The organism is Microbispora sp. ATCC PTA-5024 (assembly GCF_000511135.2).
Taxonomy (GTDB): domain Bacteria; phylum Actinomycetota; class Actinomycetes; order Streptosporangiales; family Streptosporangiaceae; genus Microbispora; species Microbispora corallina.
In genome coordinates, this window is the sequence record NZ_KI866522.1 from 2,460,865 (window position 1) to 2,477,162 (window position 16,298).

Here is a 16,298-nt window from a genome sequence, read left to right on the forward strand (position 1 = left end):
CCTTTTCCGGTCGCTGATCAGGCGTTTTCCTTCTGGAAGCGCGCGGTGCCCACCGCCATGCCCACGACCACGAAGACCAGCGACACGACGACGCCCCACAGAACGGCCGGCGAGGCGTACGACCCGGCGAACAGCGCCCGCAACGCCTCCACCGCGTACCGGAACGGTGTGAGCCGGGAGACGACGTCGAGCCAGGCGGGGGCGAGCGACATCGGCAGCAGCGCGCCCGACAGCAACATGAGCGGGATCACCGCGGTGGACATGAGCGCGGGGAACAGCTCCTGGCGGACCGAGAGCGCGGCCGCGTACGACAGCGCCGCCATGCCGATGGACAGGACCGTGACGAGCAGCAGGCCGAGCAGCACGCCGGCCAGCGGCGCGCGCAGGCCGAGGGCGTAGCCGATCACGGTGATGCCGACGGCCTGCACCAGCAGCACGACGCTGTCCTTGAGCACGCGGCCGAGCAGCAGCGTGACCCGGCTGACCGGGGTGACGCGCAGCCGCTCCAGCACCCCGAACCGCTGGTCGAAGACGATGCCGAAGCCGACCAGCCCGGAGCTGAGCAGTCCGAGCTGCATGAGCAGGCCCGGCACGAGCGTGTCCCACGAGCCCACGCCGCTGCGGTCGAAGAGCGGTCCGAACAGCACGAGGTACAGCAGCGGCTGGACGGCGCCGAAGACGATCGCGAAGCGGCTCTTGAAGGTGCCGCGCAGGTAGTGGCCGGCGAGGGTGACCAGGGCGCTCACGCGGCGGCCCCCTCGCGCAGCGCGCGGCCGGTCAGCGCGAGGAACACCTCGTCGAGCGTCGCTGCGCCCTCCGCGGCCTTCAGCTCGGCCGGCGTGCCGGACGCGACGATCCGGCCGTGGTCGATGATGAGGACCCGGTCGCAGAGCGCGTCGGCCTCCTCCAGGTAGTGGGTCGTCAGGAAGACCGTCACGCCGTCCCGGTCGCGCAGGCGCCGCACGTGCTCCCACAGGTTGGCCCGGCTCTGCGGGTCGAGGCCGGTCGTCGGCTCGTCCAGGAACAGCAGGCCGGGCCGGTGCAGCAGGCCCATGACGATGTCCGCCCGCCGCTTCTGCCCGCCGGACAGGGTGGCCGCCATGCGCCGTTCGAGCCCGGCCAGCTCGAACTCGGCGAGGAGGGCGGAGACCCGCTCGCGCGCCTCCGGGCGGCGCATGCCGTACAGCCGGGCCTGAAGCTCCATCTCCCCGCCGATCTCCGTCATCGGCCCGATCATCCCGCCCTGGGCGACGTACCCGATGCGCCGCCGGACGCCCGTCGGGTCGGCGAACAGGTCGTGCCCGGCGACGGTCGCCGTGCCGGAGGTCGGCCGAAGGAGCGTCGTCAGCATCCGCAGCGTGGTCGTCTTGCCCGCGCCGTTGGGGCCGAGGAAGCCGACGATCTCCCCGGCGGACACGTCGATGTCGATCCCCCGTACGGCCTCGACCGTCCCGAAGGTCTTGGTGAGTCCTCTCGCGTGAATCATGCCGGTAGAGTAACACCAAATTTGGAGTCACTTAAAGTTTTGTGTCACTCCATCGCTCGTACACTGGACGGCGTGGAGGAGAGCCTGCGCGAGCGGAAGAAGCGGGAGACCCGTCAGCGGATCGCCGACGTGGCCATGGGCCTGTTCCTGCAGCGCGGATTCGACAACGTCACTGTGGCCGAGGTGGCCAGGGCCGCCGACGTGTCGGTGAACACGGTCTTCAACTACTTCCGCACGAAGGAGGACCTCTTCCTCGACCGCAGCGCCGACGTCGAGGGCATGCTGGCCCGCGTCGTCCGCGGGCGGCGTCCGGGCGAGACCGTCGTCGAGGCTCTGCGCCGCGACTTCTTCGACTCGCTGGCGAACGGCGACTGGCGCTACGGCATGCACGAGGGCGTCGACCTGTTCGCGCGGCGGGTCCGTGAGAGCCCGTCACTGTCGGCGCGGCTGCTGGAGCTCGACTACCGCCGTGAGGAGCACCTGGCCCGCGCGCTCGCCGACGAGGTGGACGCCGACCCCGACGACCTCACCCCGTGGCTGGTGTCCGCCCAGGTGTGCGCGGTCATCCGGACGCTGACCCGCCACTTCGCGGTCCGGCGGATGGCCGGGGAGGAGACCGGGCGCATCCTCGGCGACATCCGGGAGCGGGCCGAGCGCGCCTTCGACCTGCTGGAGCGCGGCGTCGGCGACTACGCCCTCCGCTGGGACGCGCCCGCGACGCGGCCTGCCCCCGGGGACCTGCCGTCCCCCGCCTCCGCGCCCGCCGAGTGATCGCGGCGTGCGGACACACGCCCGGGCCCGGGCGATCGGCGCGCCGGGGCCGGCGACCGGTATACAGGTCCACGTGAAGTTGGACGACCTGGACCGCGCCATCATCAGGGCCCTCGTCGAGGACGCCCGGGCGACGTACGCGGAGATCGGCGGGCACGTCGGGCTGTCCGCCCCCGCGGTCAAGCGGCGGGTGGACCGCCTCGTCGCGAGCGGCGCGATCACCGGGTTCAGCGCGCGCGTCGAGCCGTCGGCGCTCGGCTGGACCACCGAGGCGTACGTCGAGCTGTTTTGCCGGGGCAAGACGTCGCCCGCGGAGATCGGGACGGCGGTCTCCCGGCACCCCGAGGTGGTCTCGGCCTGCACCGTGACCGGGGAGGCGGACGCTCTGCTGCACATCCGCGCGACCGACGTGCGGCACGTCGAGCGGGTCATCGAGCGCCTCGCGGCGGAGCCGTTCGTGGTGCGGACCAAGAGCGCGATCGTGCTCTCCCGGCTGATTAACGGATCGCCGCAAACCACCTGAAGGACGCAACCGATCGACGCATGGTCGCAACGCGGGCGCATTGGCCGGGCCGCGTCCTGATTCCTACGCTGAAGACCCGTTCACCGGTTTCCCGTATGGAGTCTGGATGACAATCGCGCCATCGACACAGGCCACCGCCGCTCCGGCCGGTGACCGCACGAGCACCGCGCGGCACTTCCTGATGTGCCGGCCCGAGTTCTTCGCGGTCTCGTACTCCATCAATCCGTGGATGGACCCGGCGAAGGGCGCCGACGCCGGGACGGCCGTGCGGCAGTGGGAGGGCCTCCGGCAGGCGTACGAGAGCCTGGGGCACACGGTCAGCCTGATCGACCCGATCGAGGGGCTGCCCGACATGGTGTTCGCGGCCAACGGCGCCCTGGTCGTGGAGGGAAAGGTCTACGGCGCCCGGTTCGCGCACGCCGAGCGCGCGGCCGAGGGCCCGGCGTACCTGCGCTGGTTCGTCGAGAGGGGCTACGAGACGCTGGAGCCGTCGTTCACCAACGAGGGCGAGGGCGACTACCTCACGCTCGACGAGATGATCCTCGCCGGGACCGGCTTCCGCACCGACGTGGCCGCCCACATGGAGGCCCAGGAGTTCCTCGGCCGCCCGGTGGTCACGCTGCGACTGGTGGACCCGCGCTTCTACCACCTCGACACCGCCCTGTTCCCGCTGGACGGGCGCAACGTCGCCTACTACCCGGACGCGTTCTCCGCCGGCAGTCAGCGGGTGCTGCGGCGGCTGTTCCCGGATGCGGTGATCGCGACTGCGGCCGACGCGGAGGTGCTGGGCCTCAACGCGGTCAGCGACGGCCGGAACGTCGTCGTCAACGCGGAGGCGACCGGCCTCGCGCTCGAACTGAAGCGCCGCGGGTTCGAGGTCCTCCCCGTCGACCTGAGCGAGCTGCGCAAGGCCGGCGGCGGCCCCAAGTGCTGCACCCTGGAGATCCGATGAACAGCGAGGAGCTCATCCGGCTCGCCGAGAGCCGCAGCGCCCACAACTACCACCCGCTGCCCGTCGTGATCGCGGCGGCCGAGGGCGCGTGGGTCACCGACGTGGAGGGCCGGCGCTACCTCGACTGCCTGGCCGGCTACTCGTCGCTGAACTTCGGCCACGGCAACCCGCGGATCCTCGACGCGGCCCGCGAGCAGCTCGACCGGCTCACGCTGACCAGCCGCGCGTTCTTCCACGACCGGTTCGCCGCGTTCGTGTCCGGGCTGGCCGACCTGTGCGGCAAGGACATGGTCCTGCCGATGAACACCGGCGCCGAGGCCGTCGAGACCGCGATCAAGGTGGCCCGCAAGTGGGGCTACGAGGTCAAGGGCGTGGCGAAGGACAAGGCGAACATCGTGGTCATGGAGGACAACTTCCACGGCCGCACCACCACGATCGTGGGCTTCTCCACCGACCCCGACGCGTACGGCGGCTTCGGCCCGTTCACGCCCGGCTTCCGCGTCGTGAAGTACGGCTCGGCGGAGGCGGTGCGCGAGGCGATCGACGAGAACACGGTGGCCGTCCTGCTGGAGCCCATCCAGGGCGAGGCCGGCGTCCTGGTGCCGCCGGAGGGCTACCTGTCCGCGGTCCGCGAGATCTGCACCGACAACCGGGTGCTGCTCATCGCCGACGAGATCCAGTCGGGCCTCGGTCGCACGGGCGAGACCTTCGCCTGCGACCACGAGGGCGTCGTGCCCGACGTCTACGTCCTCGGCAAGGCGCTCGGCGGCGGCGTGGTCCCGGTGTCCGCCGTGGTCGCGGACGAGGACGTTCTCGGCGTCATCCGCCCCGGGCAGCACGGATCGACGTTCGGCGGCAACCCGATGGCGTGCGCGGTCGGCACCGCGGTCGTCGAGATGCTGAAAACGGGCGAGTACCAGCGGCGCGCCCGGGAGCTGGGCAGGTTCCTCCACGACCGGCTGCGTGAGCTGGCCGCGCCCCGGGAGGGCCGCCACGCCATCGTCGCGGTGCGCGGGCGCGGCCTGTGGGCCGGGATCGACATCGACCCGTCGCTGGCCACCGGCCGCCAGGTGAGCGAGGCGCTGATGCGGCGCGGCGTGCTCGCGAAGGACACGCACGGCTCCACGATCCGGCTCGCCCCGCCCCTGGTCGTCTCGCGCGACGACCTGGCCTGGGCCGTCGGGCAACTCGAGGCCGTCCTGCGGGAGCTCTGACCGGTCCCGTACGGCTCGCGCCGCCGGGGGTCACGCGCTCAGGCGCCTGCCCTCGCGCGGCGTGAGCCGTACGGAGTCGACGTCCTTGTCGTGGGTGAACCACGTGACGGTGGCCGCGGCGTCCTCCAGCCGTACCGAGGTCATCATGTTCGGGAACCACGGGCCCTTGCTGATCTTCCAGCGGATGGGCGGGCCGGGAACCCGGGACACCAGGTTGAACAGCCGGCCCAGCACACCCGCCAGCCCGAACGACGCCACGATGTTGGAGAACCGCAGCGTCCTGCTCAGCGGGTTGCGGATCGGCGAGCAGACGATCTGGTGGATGCGGCCGCCGCCCTTGCGCCGTACGGAGGCCATGTAGGAGTAGTGGACGTCGCCCGACAGCAGCAGGACCGTGGCCGGCGGCCGTCCCCTGCGCCCCTCGGCGACCCCCACCAGCACGCGGGCGAGGTCCTCGAACGAGCGGCGGAACGCCCCCCAGTGCTCCAGGTCGAGGAACTGGCGGACCCGCTCCCCCCAGCGGGCGAGCGCCCGCCCCCACATGCCGTCGCAGACGGCCTCGTTCCAGCTCTCGATGTGGTGGATGCCGGCGGGCAGCAGGATCGGCAGCGACGAGCCGACGATCAGGTGGTTCACGTCGCCGGTCGCGTGCTCCTCGAACCACGCCCACTCGTTGGTGTCGATCATCCGCCGCGCGCGCGGCGTCAGATCGCGGGCGTTTCGGCTGTCGAGCACGATGAGGCGGGAGTCGCCGAAGTCCCTGAGGTAGCTCCAGCGCACCGAGTCGGCGTCCTCGTCGGCCCGCTTGGCGAACGCGTCGAGCGCGGCGTCGCCCTCGCCCGCCCGCAGCGCCGCGAACACCGGGTCGCTCTCGCGGTCGGCGGGCGGCAGGTTGCCGAGGTGCTGGTAGACGAAGTACGAGCCCAGCCCGGAGACGATGCGCCGCCGCCACCAGGGCACCTCGTCCATCTGCTCGCGCCAGGTCTGCGAGGTGTTCCAGTCGTCCCTGATGTCGTGGTCGTCGAACATCATCAGGCTCGGCACCGTGGCCAGCAGCCAGCGGACCGGCGGGTCGCACCACGCCTGCCGGTACAGCTCGGCGTACTCGTCGTAGTCGACGACCTCCTCCGGGCCGTCGTCGCGCCGGGAGGCGATGAACTCCTTCATGTCCGGCGTGAGCTCGTCGGCGTACACCTGGTCGCCCAGCATCAGGATCAGGTCGGGCCGGTCGTCCGACCCCATGAGCCGCCGGCCGTACGAGTGCAGGACGTCCACGCCGTGGGTGCGCACGTACGGCTCGTCGTGGGGCACGCTCGTCCGGCACGAGCCGAAGACCAGGGTGCGCAGGTCGGTGAGCGGGCGGATGACGCTGGGCGGCAGGTCAGCGACCGGCCACACCTCGTGCCCGTCCAGCTCGACGCTGTAGGCCACCGGCCCGTCGAGGCCGACGTCCAGGACGGCGTAGTGGTGGCCGTGCACGCTGAACGTGCTCTCCTTCGAGCAGGCGTCACCCGCCCGCACGGTCACCACGCACGGCTCGGTCGTCTCCACCCATATGGTCGCGCTCGCCGCGTCGGTGTGGCGCAGCAGCGGGCCCAGGACAATTTCCGGCACGCGTTCCTGTCTACTGCAATCTCAGGGCAAAGCGCGACTCAGGGGGCTCTATAGCCAAAGCGATCAACGGCTCGCTGTCCATATCCGTTATGGCGTATATCGCGATCAGCGACTGAGGGGATTGGATCGAGGAGGTCGCTCCCCGGCTCCCCCCGCGCACGTCAACGACGACGGGCGCGGGGCCGGGCGGGCGGCCTGCCGTCCCCGTCCGATCCGGAGGAGCACTCCCCGACATGACCATCACGGACTTCCCGACAACGGCGTCGGGGGTTCGGGACGCGGTCCCCGATCCCCTCTCCCCCCGTCCCTCCACTCCGGGGGACCGCGCGCTCGCGGCCGCCCGGTCCCGCCTCACCGAGGCGTCCCGGTTCCTCGGCCTCGACGACGGCCTGCACCGGATGCTGGCCACCCCCCGGCGCTCCCTCGCCGTCTCGGTCCCCGTACGGCGCGAGGACGGCCGCATGGAGGTGGTCCAGGGCTGTCGCGTGCAGCACAACCTGCTGCGCGGCCCGGCCACCGGCGGCGTCCGCTTCCATCCGTCCGCCGACCTCGCCGGGGTCACCGCGCTCGCGATGGGGACGACCTGGGCGTGCGCCCTCCGGCGTCCCGTACGGCGGGGCCGCGGGCGGCGTCGCCGTCGACCCCCGCGAGCTGACGCCCCGCGAGCTCGAACGCCTCACCCGCCGCTACGCGAACGAGATCCTCCCGCTCATGGGGCCGGAGAAGGACGTCCCGGTCCCGGACGCCGGCAGCGACGAGCGGACCGTCGCCTGGATCATGGACACCTGCGGCGGCGACGCCGGCCATCCGATCCCCGAGACGGCGACCGGCGCGGCCGGGGCCACCGCCCGCGGCCTGGAGATCGTCGCCCTGCGGGCGCTGGACCGCGCACCCGGGGGTGTCACGGTCGCCGTTCAGGGCTTCGGCGCGGTGGGGGCGCTCACCGCGCGGCGTCTCGCCGACGCCGGCTGCCGGGTCGTCGCCGTGTCGGACGCCACGGGCGCGGTCGTCCGGCCGTCCGGCCTGGACGTCGCCGCCCTCCGCGCGCACACGGCGGAGGCGGGCTCGGTGCGCGGCTTCGCCGGCGCCGACGCGCTCGGCCGCGACGAGCTTCTCGGACTCGACGTGGACGTCCTGGTCCCGGCGGCGCTCGACGGCGCGATCACGGCCGCCGAGGCGTCCCGCGTGCGGGCACGCCTGGTGGTCGAGGGCGCCGACGGCGCGGCCACTCCCGAGGCCGACCTCGTCCTCGCCGACGCCGGGAGGACCGTGGTGCCCGGCATCCTGGCCGGCGCCGGCGGCGTGATCGCCTCGTACCTGGAGTCGGCGCAGGACGCGCAGGCCCGCTCGTGGAGCGCCGGCGAGGCCGGGGCGCGGCTGCGCGACTTGATGGAGGACGCGTACCGGGCCGTCCGGGGGCTGGCGGACGACGAGGGGCTCACGCTGCGCCGGGCCGCCCACGCGATCGGGGTCGGCCGGGTCGCCGAGGCGCACCGGCTCCGCGGCCTCCATCCCTGACCCGCAGGCCGCCCCGCGGCGGCCTCCAACTCTGACCGCCGGGCCACCCCGCGACGGCCAGCCCCGAAGCGCCGGTCACCCCTCGGCGCGCCGCCTCACCCGGCGGCGGCGACGATGTCCTCGCAGAGGGCGTGCGTGGCGAGGGCGTCGTCGGCGGTGAGCAGGCGTCCCTCCCGCACCGCGTCGAGGAAGGCGCGGCAGATCGGCTCGATGCCGCGCTGCCGCGCCACCGGCGTCCAGTCGCCCCTCCGGGTCAGCGCCTCGCCGTCCGCGTAGTCGACCACGTCGCCCAGGTTGACCACCCTGCGCTTGCCTCCCCCGCCCATGACCTCGCAGGTCTCCTCCGCGGCGCCGCTCGTGCGGCTCATGACCCCGAGGGCCGTGAAGCCGTCCCCGCCGAGCTCGAGGACGACGTGCTCCAGCAGGCCGTCCCGGACCCGCGTCCTGACCGAGGTGCGGGTGACCTCCCCCGGCACGAGGAAGCGCAGGGTGTCGACGACGTGGATGAAGTCGTCGAACACCACGGTCCGCGGGTCGGCCAGGGGTCCCCGGCGGTTCTTCTGCATGAGGACGAGGTCGCGCGGCAGCTCGCGGAGGGCGGCGTAGCCGGGGGCGTGCCGCCGGTTGAACCCCACCATGAGCGACCGGCCGCGCTCCCGCGCCAGCCGGACCAGCTTCTCGCAGTCGGCGAGGTCGTAGGCGAGCGGCTTGTCGACGTACACATGCACGCCGGCCTCCAGCAGCGCGGTGACGATCGGGACGTGCGCGCCGGTCGCGGCGTGCACGAACGCCGCCTTGATCCCGGCGCCGAGCAGGTCCTCGACCGAGGTGAAGCGCGGCCCGATCCGGTAGGCGTCCCCGAGACGGCCGAGCCTGTCCCGGTCGCGTGTGCACAGGTGCGGCTCCACCCCGGGGGTGGCCGCCAGCACGGGCAGGTACGCCTTCTCGGCGATGTCCCCGAGCCCGATGATGCCGATTCTCATGCGGCCCACCCTAGCCCTTGCTCATTTCCGCTTACTAAGTGAAACTGAATAACCAGGGGAGGCGGGAATGGGACGACGAACACCGGACCTGGGCCGGTTCACCGATGTCGCGTTGCTCGTGCTGGTCAGCCTCGCGGAGGGCGACAAGCACGGCTACCGGATGATCCAGGACATCGAGGAGTTCTCCGGCACCTCACTGGAGCCGGGGACCCTGTACGGCGCGCTGATGCGGCTGGAGGAGCGCGGATGGATCGAGGCGCTCCCCTCCGACGAGAGGAGGCGGCCGTACCGGATCACTCCTCAGGGCGTGGACGCCCTGCGCGAGCAGCTCGCGACGCTGCGCCGGATCGAGGAGACGGGCAGCCGCCGGGCCCGCCCGTCGTGGGGGGTGGCCTGACATGCGCCGCCTGGCCGCCGCCGTGCTGCTGCTCTACCCCCGCGCCTGGCGGGCCCGGTACGGCGAAGAGGTCCGCGACCTGGTCGCGAGCCGTCCCGTCCGCCCCCGCACGGTCGCCGACCTGCTGATGGGCGCCGCCGACGCGTGGATCCACCGCGGCACCGCGATCCGGGCCCGGGGCCTGTCCCCCGGCCTCGCGGTCCCCGTCCTCGCCATCGGCGCGTGGGCGCTGCTGTTCCTGTGGAACCCGGGGATCCGCGACGTGCCCAGCCTCCAACGGGGATGGGGGGCCGCGCGGGAGACGGGAGCGCTCGCCCGGATCCTCGCGTGACGGCCGCCCTGGTGGTCGTCGCCTGGATCCCCGGCCTCGCCCTGGTGGCCCTCGGCCTCGGCGGGGAGTCCGCCCGCTTCCTCGTGGCCGTCGCCGTGTCTGCCCTGTGCAGCCTCGTCATGTCCGCCGCCGCCGTGCTGCTGCGATCACCCGGCGGACGGGGCCTGATCAGCGCTCGCGCCACCAGCGGACCGTGGCCGTGAGCGCGTCGTCGAGCGGGGTGGGGGCGAGGCCGAGGACGGCCTGCGACGCCGTGGAGTCGAGGACGAACGGCCGGTCGAACTGGTAGCGGGTCTCGCCCATCTCCCGGAGCATCGGGACGGCCAGGCCCGCCGCCTTGAGCGCCCATCCGGGGACGCGGCGCAGGCGGGGCGCGGGGGCGCCGGCCAGCGCGCAGACCCGCTCGGCGACGTGGCGGATGCTCACCGCGGGGCTCGTGGGCACGTGCCACGCCCTCCCCCACGCGGGTTCCGCGGCCGCCGCCGCGACCAGCGCCCGCGCCACGTCCGGCAGGTACGTCCAGCTGTGCGGGACGTCCGGGTCGCTCAGCACGGTGGCGGGCCGCCCGGCCAGCAGCGGGGGCACGAAGCGCGAGCCGAGGTACGCCTGGTCGGACGCCTGGGGACCGAAGTAGTCGGAGCCCCGCACCTCGGTCACCCGCACCCGGCCGGCCTCGTGCGCGGCGAGGGCCCGCTCCCACATCCGGGCCCGCACGCGGCCCTTGACGCCGGAGGAGGCGAGCGGCAGGTCCTCGGTCATCGGGCCGCCCACCGGGCCGTACGCGTAGAGGTTGCCGAGTGTCGTCAGCACGGCCCCGGACGCCTCGGCGGCCGCCAGCAGCGAGGCCGCGACCGGGGGCCAGTCGCGCGGCCACCGGTGATACCTGGGGTTCGCGCAGTTGTAGAGGGCGTCCGCCCCCTCGGTCACGCGCCGCATGGCCTCGGGGTCGGCCGCGTCGGCCGTGACGAGGGCGACCTCGGGACGGCGCGGCCCCGAACCGGACCGGGTGACGACGACGACCTCCTGCCCCTGGTCCGCCAGCAGGCCGGCCACCTGCCCGCCGACCTGGCCCGCTCCGACGACGACGTGCTTGCCCATGACTTCTTCTCCTTCGCAGATCGGTCTCTCGGGGTGCGCGAGGGCTCAGACCGCGTGGAACGTGAGCCGCAGGACCGCGTCGACGACGTACACGACGGCGAAGACCACACCGGCCGTGACGAGCCCGGAGCCGGCCAGCGCGAGCGCGCCGGCGCCGAACCAGGCGGCCTCGAACACCGCGCGGGCGATCCCGTGCAGCTGGTGGGGCGCCTTCCCGCCCGCCATGAACAGCGCCCACAGGGTCGCGAGGACGGCGGGCGCCCCCAGGCCCAGCAGGATCCGTACGGCGAGGTTCGGGCCGGTGGTGAAGCCCCAGTAGCCGGCGGCGCCGAGGACGCCGAGCTCGAGGAAGAACATCAGAGCCGCCGCGCCGCCCCGCACCACTGTGAGCATCGTTTCCCCTAGAAGTTCATCGCTCTCTTATGAGAGCAATGCTCTCGCCAAAGGTGGATTTCGTCAAGAGCGGTGCTCTCGGATTTTTACGGTGCTCTGCTAATGTGGGCCCATGAACGCGAGCCGTACCGCACGGGAGCGGGTGAGGGCGGAGCTCATCCGGGAGATCACCGACATCGCGCGGCGTCACCTGGCCACCGAGGGGGCGTCCGGGCTGTCCCTCCGCGCGGTCGCCCGGGACATGGGCATGGTGTCGTCGGCCATCTACCGCTACTTCCCGAGCCGCGACGACCTGCTGACCGCCCTCATCATCGACGGGTACAACGCCCTGGGTGAGGCCGTCGAGGACGCCGACGCGGCCTGCCCGCGCGAGGACGTCACCGGCCGCTGGCTGGCCGTGTGCCGCGCCGTGCGGGAGTGGGCGCTGGCGCACCCGCACGAGTACGCGCTGCTCTACGGCTCGCCCGTGCCGGGCTACCGGGCCCCGCTCGACACGGTCGCGCCCGCGATCCGGGACACGGCCGTGTACGGCCGCATCGTCGCCGACGCCCACCGGGAGGGCCGGCTGTCACCCCCGGCGTTCTGCCCGCCGCCCCCGGCGGTGCTGGCCGGCGACGCCGAAGTTGTCCGCACGCTCATGCCGGACGTGCCGGACGACGTGGTCACGCGCGCGATCGCCGCCTGGACCTGCCTGTTCGGGATGGTGAGCTTCGAGCTGTTCGGCCAGTTCGAGAACACCATCACCCATCGGGCCGAGCTGTTCGACCACAACATGACGTGCCTGGCCGCCCTTCTCGGCCTCCCGGTCTAGCCGCGGGCGACGCCGGGTCGTCAGGCCCCGGGAACGGTCAGGACGACCTTGCCCCGCCGCGGTCCCTCCGCCGCGAACGCGTGCGCCCGGGCCGCCTGCGCCAGGGGGAACGCCTCCTGCACGGGAAGGCGGAAGCGTCCCTCCTCGAAGAGGGCGGCCGCGGCGGCGAGACCGTGGCGGCCGCCCGGCTCGCCGCCGAGCTCGCCCATCGAGAGGCGGACCCCGAGCCGCGGGCCGGAGAAATCGGCGAGCGTGACCACCGACGCCGCCGTGCCGGTGAGCGCGACGAGTTCGGGGAGCGACCCGGCGCCGGCCACGTCGAGCGCGCGGTCGACCGGTCCTTCGGGCAGCCCGCGGACCCGCTCCGGCAGTCCCCGGCCGTACGTGACGGGGGTCGCGCCAAGCCGGGCGATGAACGCCTGGTTGGCCGGGCTCCCCGTCCCGATCACCCGGGCGCCCCTGGCGATCGCCAGTTGCACGGCGACGCTGCCGACTCCGCCCGCCGCGCCGTCGATCAGCAGCGTCGTTCCCTCCCGCACGTCGAGCAGGTCGAGCGCCCGGGTCGCCGTCTCGACGCTCGTACCGCTCGCGCCGGCCTCCTCCCACGGCATCGAGGCCGGTTTCGCCGTCCAGAACGTCAGAACCGCGAACTCGGCGCTCGCCCCGCCGAGCCGTGAGACGTCGACCGCGCCGAACACCTCGTCCCCGACCGCGGTGCCGGTGACGTCCGGGCCCACCTCGTCGACGACTCCCGCCGCGTCGACCCCAGGAACGTGCGGCAGCGCGAGCCTCTCGCCCGCCGGGGACCGTCCCGCGCGCAGAGCGAGATCCACCGGAGAGACCCCGGCGGCTCTGACCCTGACGCGGACCTCCCCACGCCCCGCGTGCGGCTCGGGGACTTCGCCGAAGGCGAGCACCTCAGGGGGACCGAACCTGTCGAACCGGACAGCGAACAACGCGCACCTCTTCCACGCTGGAGCAACACGACCGCGCACTACCGTAGGAGCGGAAGAGGAGCAGCCGTCCCGGACGGCGGCGAAGTGAGAGGCGGGCGGGGCGCATTGACTCGGAAACGCCGTTCGGACGCCGAGGACAACCGCAGACGCCTGGTGGAGGTCGCGCGCGCCGCGTTCGCCGCGGACGGCCTGGACCTGCCGGTGCGCGAGATCGCCCGGCGCGCGGACATGGGCGCCGCCACCGTCTACCGGCACTTCCCGTCGCGGGACGATCTCGTCGCCGCCGTGCTCGCCGAGCGGGTCGCGCGGTGCGAGGAGGACATGCGGGCCGCCCTCGCCGACCCGGACCCACGCCGTGCGCTGCGCGGCGCCATCCTCCGTTTCGCCGAACGGCAGGCCCACGACCGCGGTCTGAACGACGCGCTGCTCGGCTCGCACGCGGCGGGCGCGGCGTTCGCCGAACTGCGCCGCGCGCACGCCGCGGCGTTCGCGCGGCTGGTGGAACGCGCACGACATGACGGCGCCGTCCGTCACCAGGTGTCGGTCGAGGACGCGCGGACCGCCCTGAGGGCGATCGCCTCCCTCCGGGCCCTCCCGGCCCCGAGCGCGTCCTCGGTCATCCCGAGACTGACGCGTGTGCTGCTGAACGGGCTGCTGAACGAGGAGGAAGCCGGACCGGGCGCGCCGACCGGGCCCGGACATGCCGAAGGCGGCAGCCCGGGATGACCGGAGATGCCGCCTTCGACGTGTGACCGGTCCGCCGCCTCGTGGGCGGGTCGCCGGAGATCGTGGAGGATCACGGGGCGGGCGGGGACGGATCACGACCCGGCGCCCCTGTGCGGAAAGGGCTCAGCGCGCCGCCGGACGGGAGACGCGGTTGACCGCGGAGATGATGGCCTTGAGGGACGCGGTGGTCGTGTTGCCGTCGATCCCCACGCCCCAGAGCACCTCGGCGCCCTCGGGACCGGCGACCTCGCACTCGACGTACGAGGCGGCCTTGGCGTCGGTGCCGGAGCTCAGCGCGTGCTCGGTGTAGTCGAGGACCCGTACGGCCACGCCGACGCCGGCGAGCGCGTCGCAGAACGCGGAGATCGGGCCGTTGCCGATGCCCTCGATCTCCCGGACCTCGCCCTCGAGGCGGACGTCCGCGCTGATCGCGTCCTTGTCGTCGACGGTCGAGGAGTGGCGGTGGGCCAGCAGGCCGACGCGGCCCCACGGGCGGGCGGGGTCGGGCAGGTACTCGTCGGTGAACAGGTCCCACATCTCGTGCGCGGTGACCTCGCCGCCCTCGGCGTCGGTGCGGGCCTGGATGACGCGGGAGAACTCGATCTGCAGCCGCCGCGGCAGGTCGAGCTGGTGGTCGGCCTTCATGATGTAGGCGACGCCGCCCTTGCCCGACTGGCTGTTGACCCGGATCACGGCCTCGTAGGTGCGGCCGATGTCCTTGGGGTCGATCGGCAGGTACGGCACGGCCCAGGCGAACTCGTCCACCGGGACGCCGGCCGCGGCCGCGTCGCGCTCCAGGTGCTCGAGGCCCTTCTTGATCGCGTCCTGGTGGGAGCCGGAGAAGGCCGTGTAGACCAGCTCGCCGCCCCACGGGTGGCGGGGGTGGACCGGCAGCTGGTTGCAGTACTCCACCACCCGGCGGATCTCGTCGATGTCGGAGAAGTCGATCTCGGGGTCGATGCCCTGGGAGAACAGGTTCATCCCCAGCGTGACCAGGCACACGTTGCCGGTGCGCTCGCCGTTGCCGAACAGGCAGCCCTCGATCCGGTCGGCGCCGGCCAGGTAGCCCAGCTCGGCGGCGGCGACGGCGGTGCCCCGGTCGTTGTGCGGGTGCAGGGACAGCACGACCGAGTCCCGGTGCGCCAGGCGGCGGTTCATCCACTCGATCTGGTCGGCGTACACGTTCGGGGTGGCCATCTCGACGGTGGCCGGCAGGTTGAGGATGACCTTGTGGTCGGGGGTCGGCTGCCACACGTCGGTGACCGCGTTGCACACCTCGACGGCGTACTCCAGCTCGGTCCCGGTGAAGGACTCGGGCGAGTACTGGAAGTAGATGTCGGTGCCCTCCATCTCGGCCGCCAGCTTCTTGCACAGCCTGGCGCCCTCGACGGCGATGGCCGTGATGCCGTCCCGGTCCAGGCCGAAGACGACGCGGCGCTGGAGGGTGGAGGTGGAGTTGTACAGGTGGACGATGGCCTGCCGCGCCCCGCGCAGCGACTCGAAGGTCCGCTCGATCAGCTCCGGACGGGCCTGGGTCAGGACCTGGATCACCACGTCGGAGGGGATCCGCTCCTCCTCGATGATCTGACGGACGAAGTCGAAGTCCGTCTGGGACGCCGCCGGGAAGCCGACCTCGATCTCCTTGTAGCCCATCCGCACCAGCAGGTCGAACATCTTCAGCTTGCGGTCGGCGTCCATCGGGTCGATGAGCGCCTGGTTGCCGTCACGCAGGTCCACTGCGCACCATCGGGGGGCCCGGGTGATGACCTTGTCGGGCCAGGTGCGGTCGGTCAGCCGTACGGGCTCGAACGGCGCGTACCGATGGAACGGCATGGGGCTGGGCTGCTGAGGATTGGGCTGCTGGGAATCGGGCTGCGGCATGTTCATCGTGCTCCTTGTCGGGCGCCCGGCGACCTCGGCATGACAAGCCGATCGATTCGGTAAGGGGTCACCGGAGGAAGGACCTGGCGGCCGACGCGCATGCCTCTCGCACCGCGGCGAGGGAGCCGGCCTCTTACAGGCCCTCGCCGCGGCGGATAAGAAGGAGTCCGCGCAGCATGTCAACGAGGCTAGCAGACGGCCGCCACCGGCCGAGACCGTTGCCCACATCCCGAGACGTCCCCCTATGTCCTGAGACGTACCTCCAGGTGACGCAGGCTAGGGTGATCCCACGCGAAGGAGGCGATGGCATGAAGGACAACGAGATCCTCGGGCAGATCAAGGAGCTCGTCGACGAGGAGCACGGGCTCCGTCAGCGGCTCGCGGCCGGCGAGCTGACCTCCGAGGAGGAGCACGCCCGCATCACGTACATCGAGGAGTCGCTCGACCGCTGCTGGGACCTGCTGCGCCAGCGGCGGGCCCGCCGCGACGCCGGCGAGGACCCCGACTTCGCCGCTCCCCGCCCCGTCAGCGAGGTCGAGAACTACCAGCAGTGACCCCCGCGCCCGCCGCGACGGCGGACGCCGGGAGCGAACGGCACGCCGCGGCCCGGCCGCGGCCGCAGGGCGAGCACCGGCACACGGCCC

19 protein-coding genes and 1 pseudogene are annotated in these 16,298 nt (G+C 73.0%); 12 read left to right on the forward strand and 8 right to left on the reverse strand.

Features of this window, described 5'->3' with window-relative positions:
- Window positions 1–17 precede the first annotated feature (17 nt).
- Both MPTA5024_RS11130 and MPTA5024_RS11135 read right to left on the reverse strand, forming a co-directional pair.
- Window positions 18–746, reverse strand: a complete 729-nt coding sequence (locus MPTA5024_RS11130) for an ABC transporter permease (protein ID WP_036322235.1) — start codon at window positions 744–746, stop codon at window positions 18–20.
- Window positions 743–1,486, reverse strand: coding sequence for an ABC transporter ATP-binding protein (locus MPTA5024_RS11135; protein WP_036322237.1), 744 nt, complete (start codon window positions 1,484–1,486; stop codon window positions 743–745). The genes MPTA5024_RS11130 and MPTA5024_RS11135 overlap by 4 nt, the downstream gene beginning before the upstream one ends.
- A 72-nt stretch (window positions 1,487–1,558) precedes the next feature.
- Between MPTA5024_RS11135 and MPTA5024_RS11140 the strand changes: the two genes are divergently transcribed.
- The 4 genes from MPTA5024_RS11140 to rocD all read left to right on the forward strand — a co-directional run bounded on the left by MPTA5024_RS11140 (window position 1,559) and on the right by rocD (window position 4,946).
- Entirely contained in the window at window positions 1,559–2,257 is a 699-nt protein-coding gene (locus MPTA5024_RS11140; RefSeq protein WP_051457933.1) for a TetR/AcrR family transcriptional regulator, read from the forward strand.
- Between the two features lie 73 nt (window positions 2,258–2,330).
- Window positions 2,331–2,780: an Lrp/AsnC family transcriptional regulator gene (locus tag MPTA5024_RS11145; RefSeq protein WP_036323952.1), complete on the forward strand. Its 450-nt coding sequence runs from the start codon at window positions 2,331–2,333 to the stop codon at window positions 2,778–2,780.
- Window positions 2,781–2,961: 181 nt separating this feature from the next.
- A complete protein-coding gene (gene ddaH, locus MPTA5024_RS11150) occupies window positions 2,962–3,732 on the forward strand; it encodes a dimethylargininase (protein WP_051458091.1) in 771 nt (256 codons plus the stop codon).
- Window positions 3,729–4,946, forward strand: a complete 1,218-nt coding sequence (rocD, locus tag MPTA5024_RS11155) for an ornithine--oxo-acid transaminase (RefSeq protein ID WP_036322240.1) — start codon at window positions 3,729–3,731, stop codon at window positions 4,944–4,946. The genes ddaH and rocD overlap by 4 nt, the downstream gene beginning before the upstream one ends.
- Before the next feature lie 30 nt (window positions 4,947–4,976).
- Here the strand turns inward: rocD and MPTA5024_RS11160 are convergent, their stop codons facing one another.
- Window positions 4,977–6,560, reverse strand: a complete 1,584-nt coding sequence (locus MPTA5024_RS11160) for an alkaline phosphatase D family protein (protein WP_036322242.1) — start codon at window positions 6,558–6,560, stop codon at window positions 4,977–4,979.
- Between the two features lie 461 nt (window positions 6,561–7,021).
- On the opposite strand from MPTA5024_RS11160, the pseudogene MPTA5024_RS43390 reads away from it, so the two are divergent.
- Window positions 7,022–7,286, forward strand: a pseudogene (locus tag MPTA5024_RS43390) (Glu/Leu/Phe/Val dehydrogenase dimerization domain-containing protein); the annotation flags it as partial.
- Window positions 7,287–7,337: 51 nt separating this feature from the next.
- Window positions 7,338–8,078, forward strand: coding sequence for a Glu/Leu/Phe/Val family dehydrogenase (locus MPTA5024_RS43395; protein ID WP_232326438.1), 741 nt, complete (start codon window positions 7,338–7,340; stop codon window positions 8,076–8,078).
- A 95-nt stretch (window positions 8,079–8,173) separates the two neighbouring features.
- Here the strand turns inward: MPTA5024_RS43395 and MPTA5024_RS11170 are convergent, their stop codons facing one another.
- Complete coding sequence (locus tag MPTA5024_RS11170; protein WP_036322244.1) at window positions 8,174–9,061, reverse strand: Gfo/Idh/MocA family protein; 888 nt, start codon at window positions 9,059–9,061, stop codon at window positions 8,174–8,176.
- 67 nt (window positions 9,062–9,128) lie between these two features.
- Here MPTA5024_RS11170 and MPTA5024_RS11175 point away from each other — a divergent pair, with 67 nt between their 5' ends.
- From MPTA5024_RS11175 to MPTA5024_RS11185, 3 genes are read left to right on the forward strand one after another with little or no spacing between them, the layout of a single operon-like run.
- Window positions 9,129–9,458, forward strand: coding sequence for a PadR family transcriptional regulator (locus MPTA5024_RS11175; RefSeq protein WP_036322246.1), 330 nt, complete (start codon window positions 9,129–9,131; stop codon window positions 9,456–9,458).
- A gap of 1 nt (window position 9,459) precedes the next feature.
- On the forward strand, window positions 9,460–9,789 hold the full coding sequence (locus MPTA5024_RS11180; RefSeq protein ID WP_036322248.1) for a hypothetical protein: 330 nt from the start codon (window positions 9,460–9,462) through the stop codon (window positions 9,787–9,789).
- Window positions 9,786–9,992, forward strand: coding sequence for a hypothetical protein (locus MPTA5024_RS11185; protein WP_036322250.1), 207 nt, complete (start codon window positions 9,786–9,788; stop codon window positions 9,990–9,992). The genes MPTA5024_RS11180 and MPTA5024_RS11185 overlap by 4 nt, the downstream gene beginning before the upstream one ends.
- Here the strand turns inward: MPTA5024_RS11185 and MPTA5024_RS11190 are convergent.
- On the reverse strand, window positions 9,958–10,887 hold the full coding sequence (locus MPTA5024_RS11190) for an NAD-dependent epimerase/dehydratase family protein (protein ID WP_036322252.1): 930 nt from the start codon (window positions 10,885–10,887) through the stop codon (window positions 9,958–9,960). The two genes, MPTA5024_RS11185 and MPTA5024_RS11190, sit on opposite strands and share 35 nt — an antisense overlap.
- 45 nt (window positions 10,888–10,932) lie before the next feature.
- Complete coding sequence (locus MPTA5024_RS11195; RefSeq protein WP_036322254.1) at window positions 10,933–11,280, reverse strand: YrdB family protein; 348 nt, start codon at window positions 11,278–11,280, stop codon at window positions 10,933–10,935.
- 112 nt (window positions 11,281–11,392) lie between these two features.
- Between MPTA5024_RS11195 and MPTA5024_RS11200 the strand changes: the two genes are divergently transcribed.
- Entirely contained in the window at window positions 11,393–12,091 is a 699-nt protein-coding gene (locus MPTA5024_RS11200) for a TetR/AcrR family transcriptional regulator (protein ID WP_036322256.1), read from the forward strand.
- A gap of 20 nt (window positions 12,092–12,111) precedes the next feature.
- On the opposite strand, the gene MPTA5024_RS11205 is transcribed toward MPTA5024_RS11200, so the two are convergent.
- A complete protein-coding gene (locus MPTA5024_RS11205) occupies window positions 12,112–13,047 on the reverse strand; it encodes an NADP-dependent oxidoreductase (RefSeq protein WP_036322258.1) in 936 nt (311 codons plus the stop codon).
- Window positions 13,048–13,152: 105 nt separating this feature from the next.
- On the opposite strand from MPTA5024_RS11205, the gene MPTA5024_RS11210 reads away from it, so the two are divergent.
- A complete protein-coding gene (locus tag MPTA5024_RS11210) occupies window positions 13,153–13,773 on the forward strand; it encodes a TetR/AcrR family transcriptional regulator (protein WP_051457934.1) in 621 nt (206 codons plus the stop codon).
- Between the two features lie 123 nt (window positions 13,774–13,896).
- Here the strand turns inward: MPTA5024_RS11210 and leuA are convergent, their stop codons facing one another.
- Window positions 13,897–15,660 carry a 2-isopropylmalate synthase gene (leuA, locus tag MPTA5024_RS11215; protein ID WP_232326396.1) on the reverse strand — a complete coding sequence of 588 codons (1,764 nt, stop codon included), beginning with the start codon at window positions 15,658–15,660 and terminating at the stop codon, window positions 13,897–13,899.
- A 302-nt stretch (window positions 15,661–15,962) separates the two neighbouring features.
- On the opposite strand from leuA, the gene MPTA5024_RS11220 reads away from it, so the two are divergent.
- Window positions 15,963–16,208 (forward strand): DUF2630 family protein, encoded by a 246-nt coding sequence (locus MPTA5024_RS11220; protein WP_036322260.1) that lies wholly within the window; start codon window positions 15,963–15,965, stop codon window positions 16,206–16,208.
- Window positions 16,209–16,298: the final 90 nt, after the last annotated feature.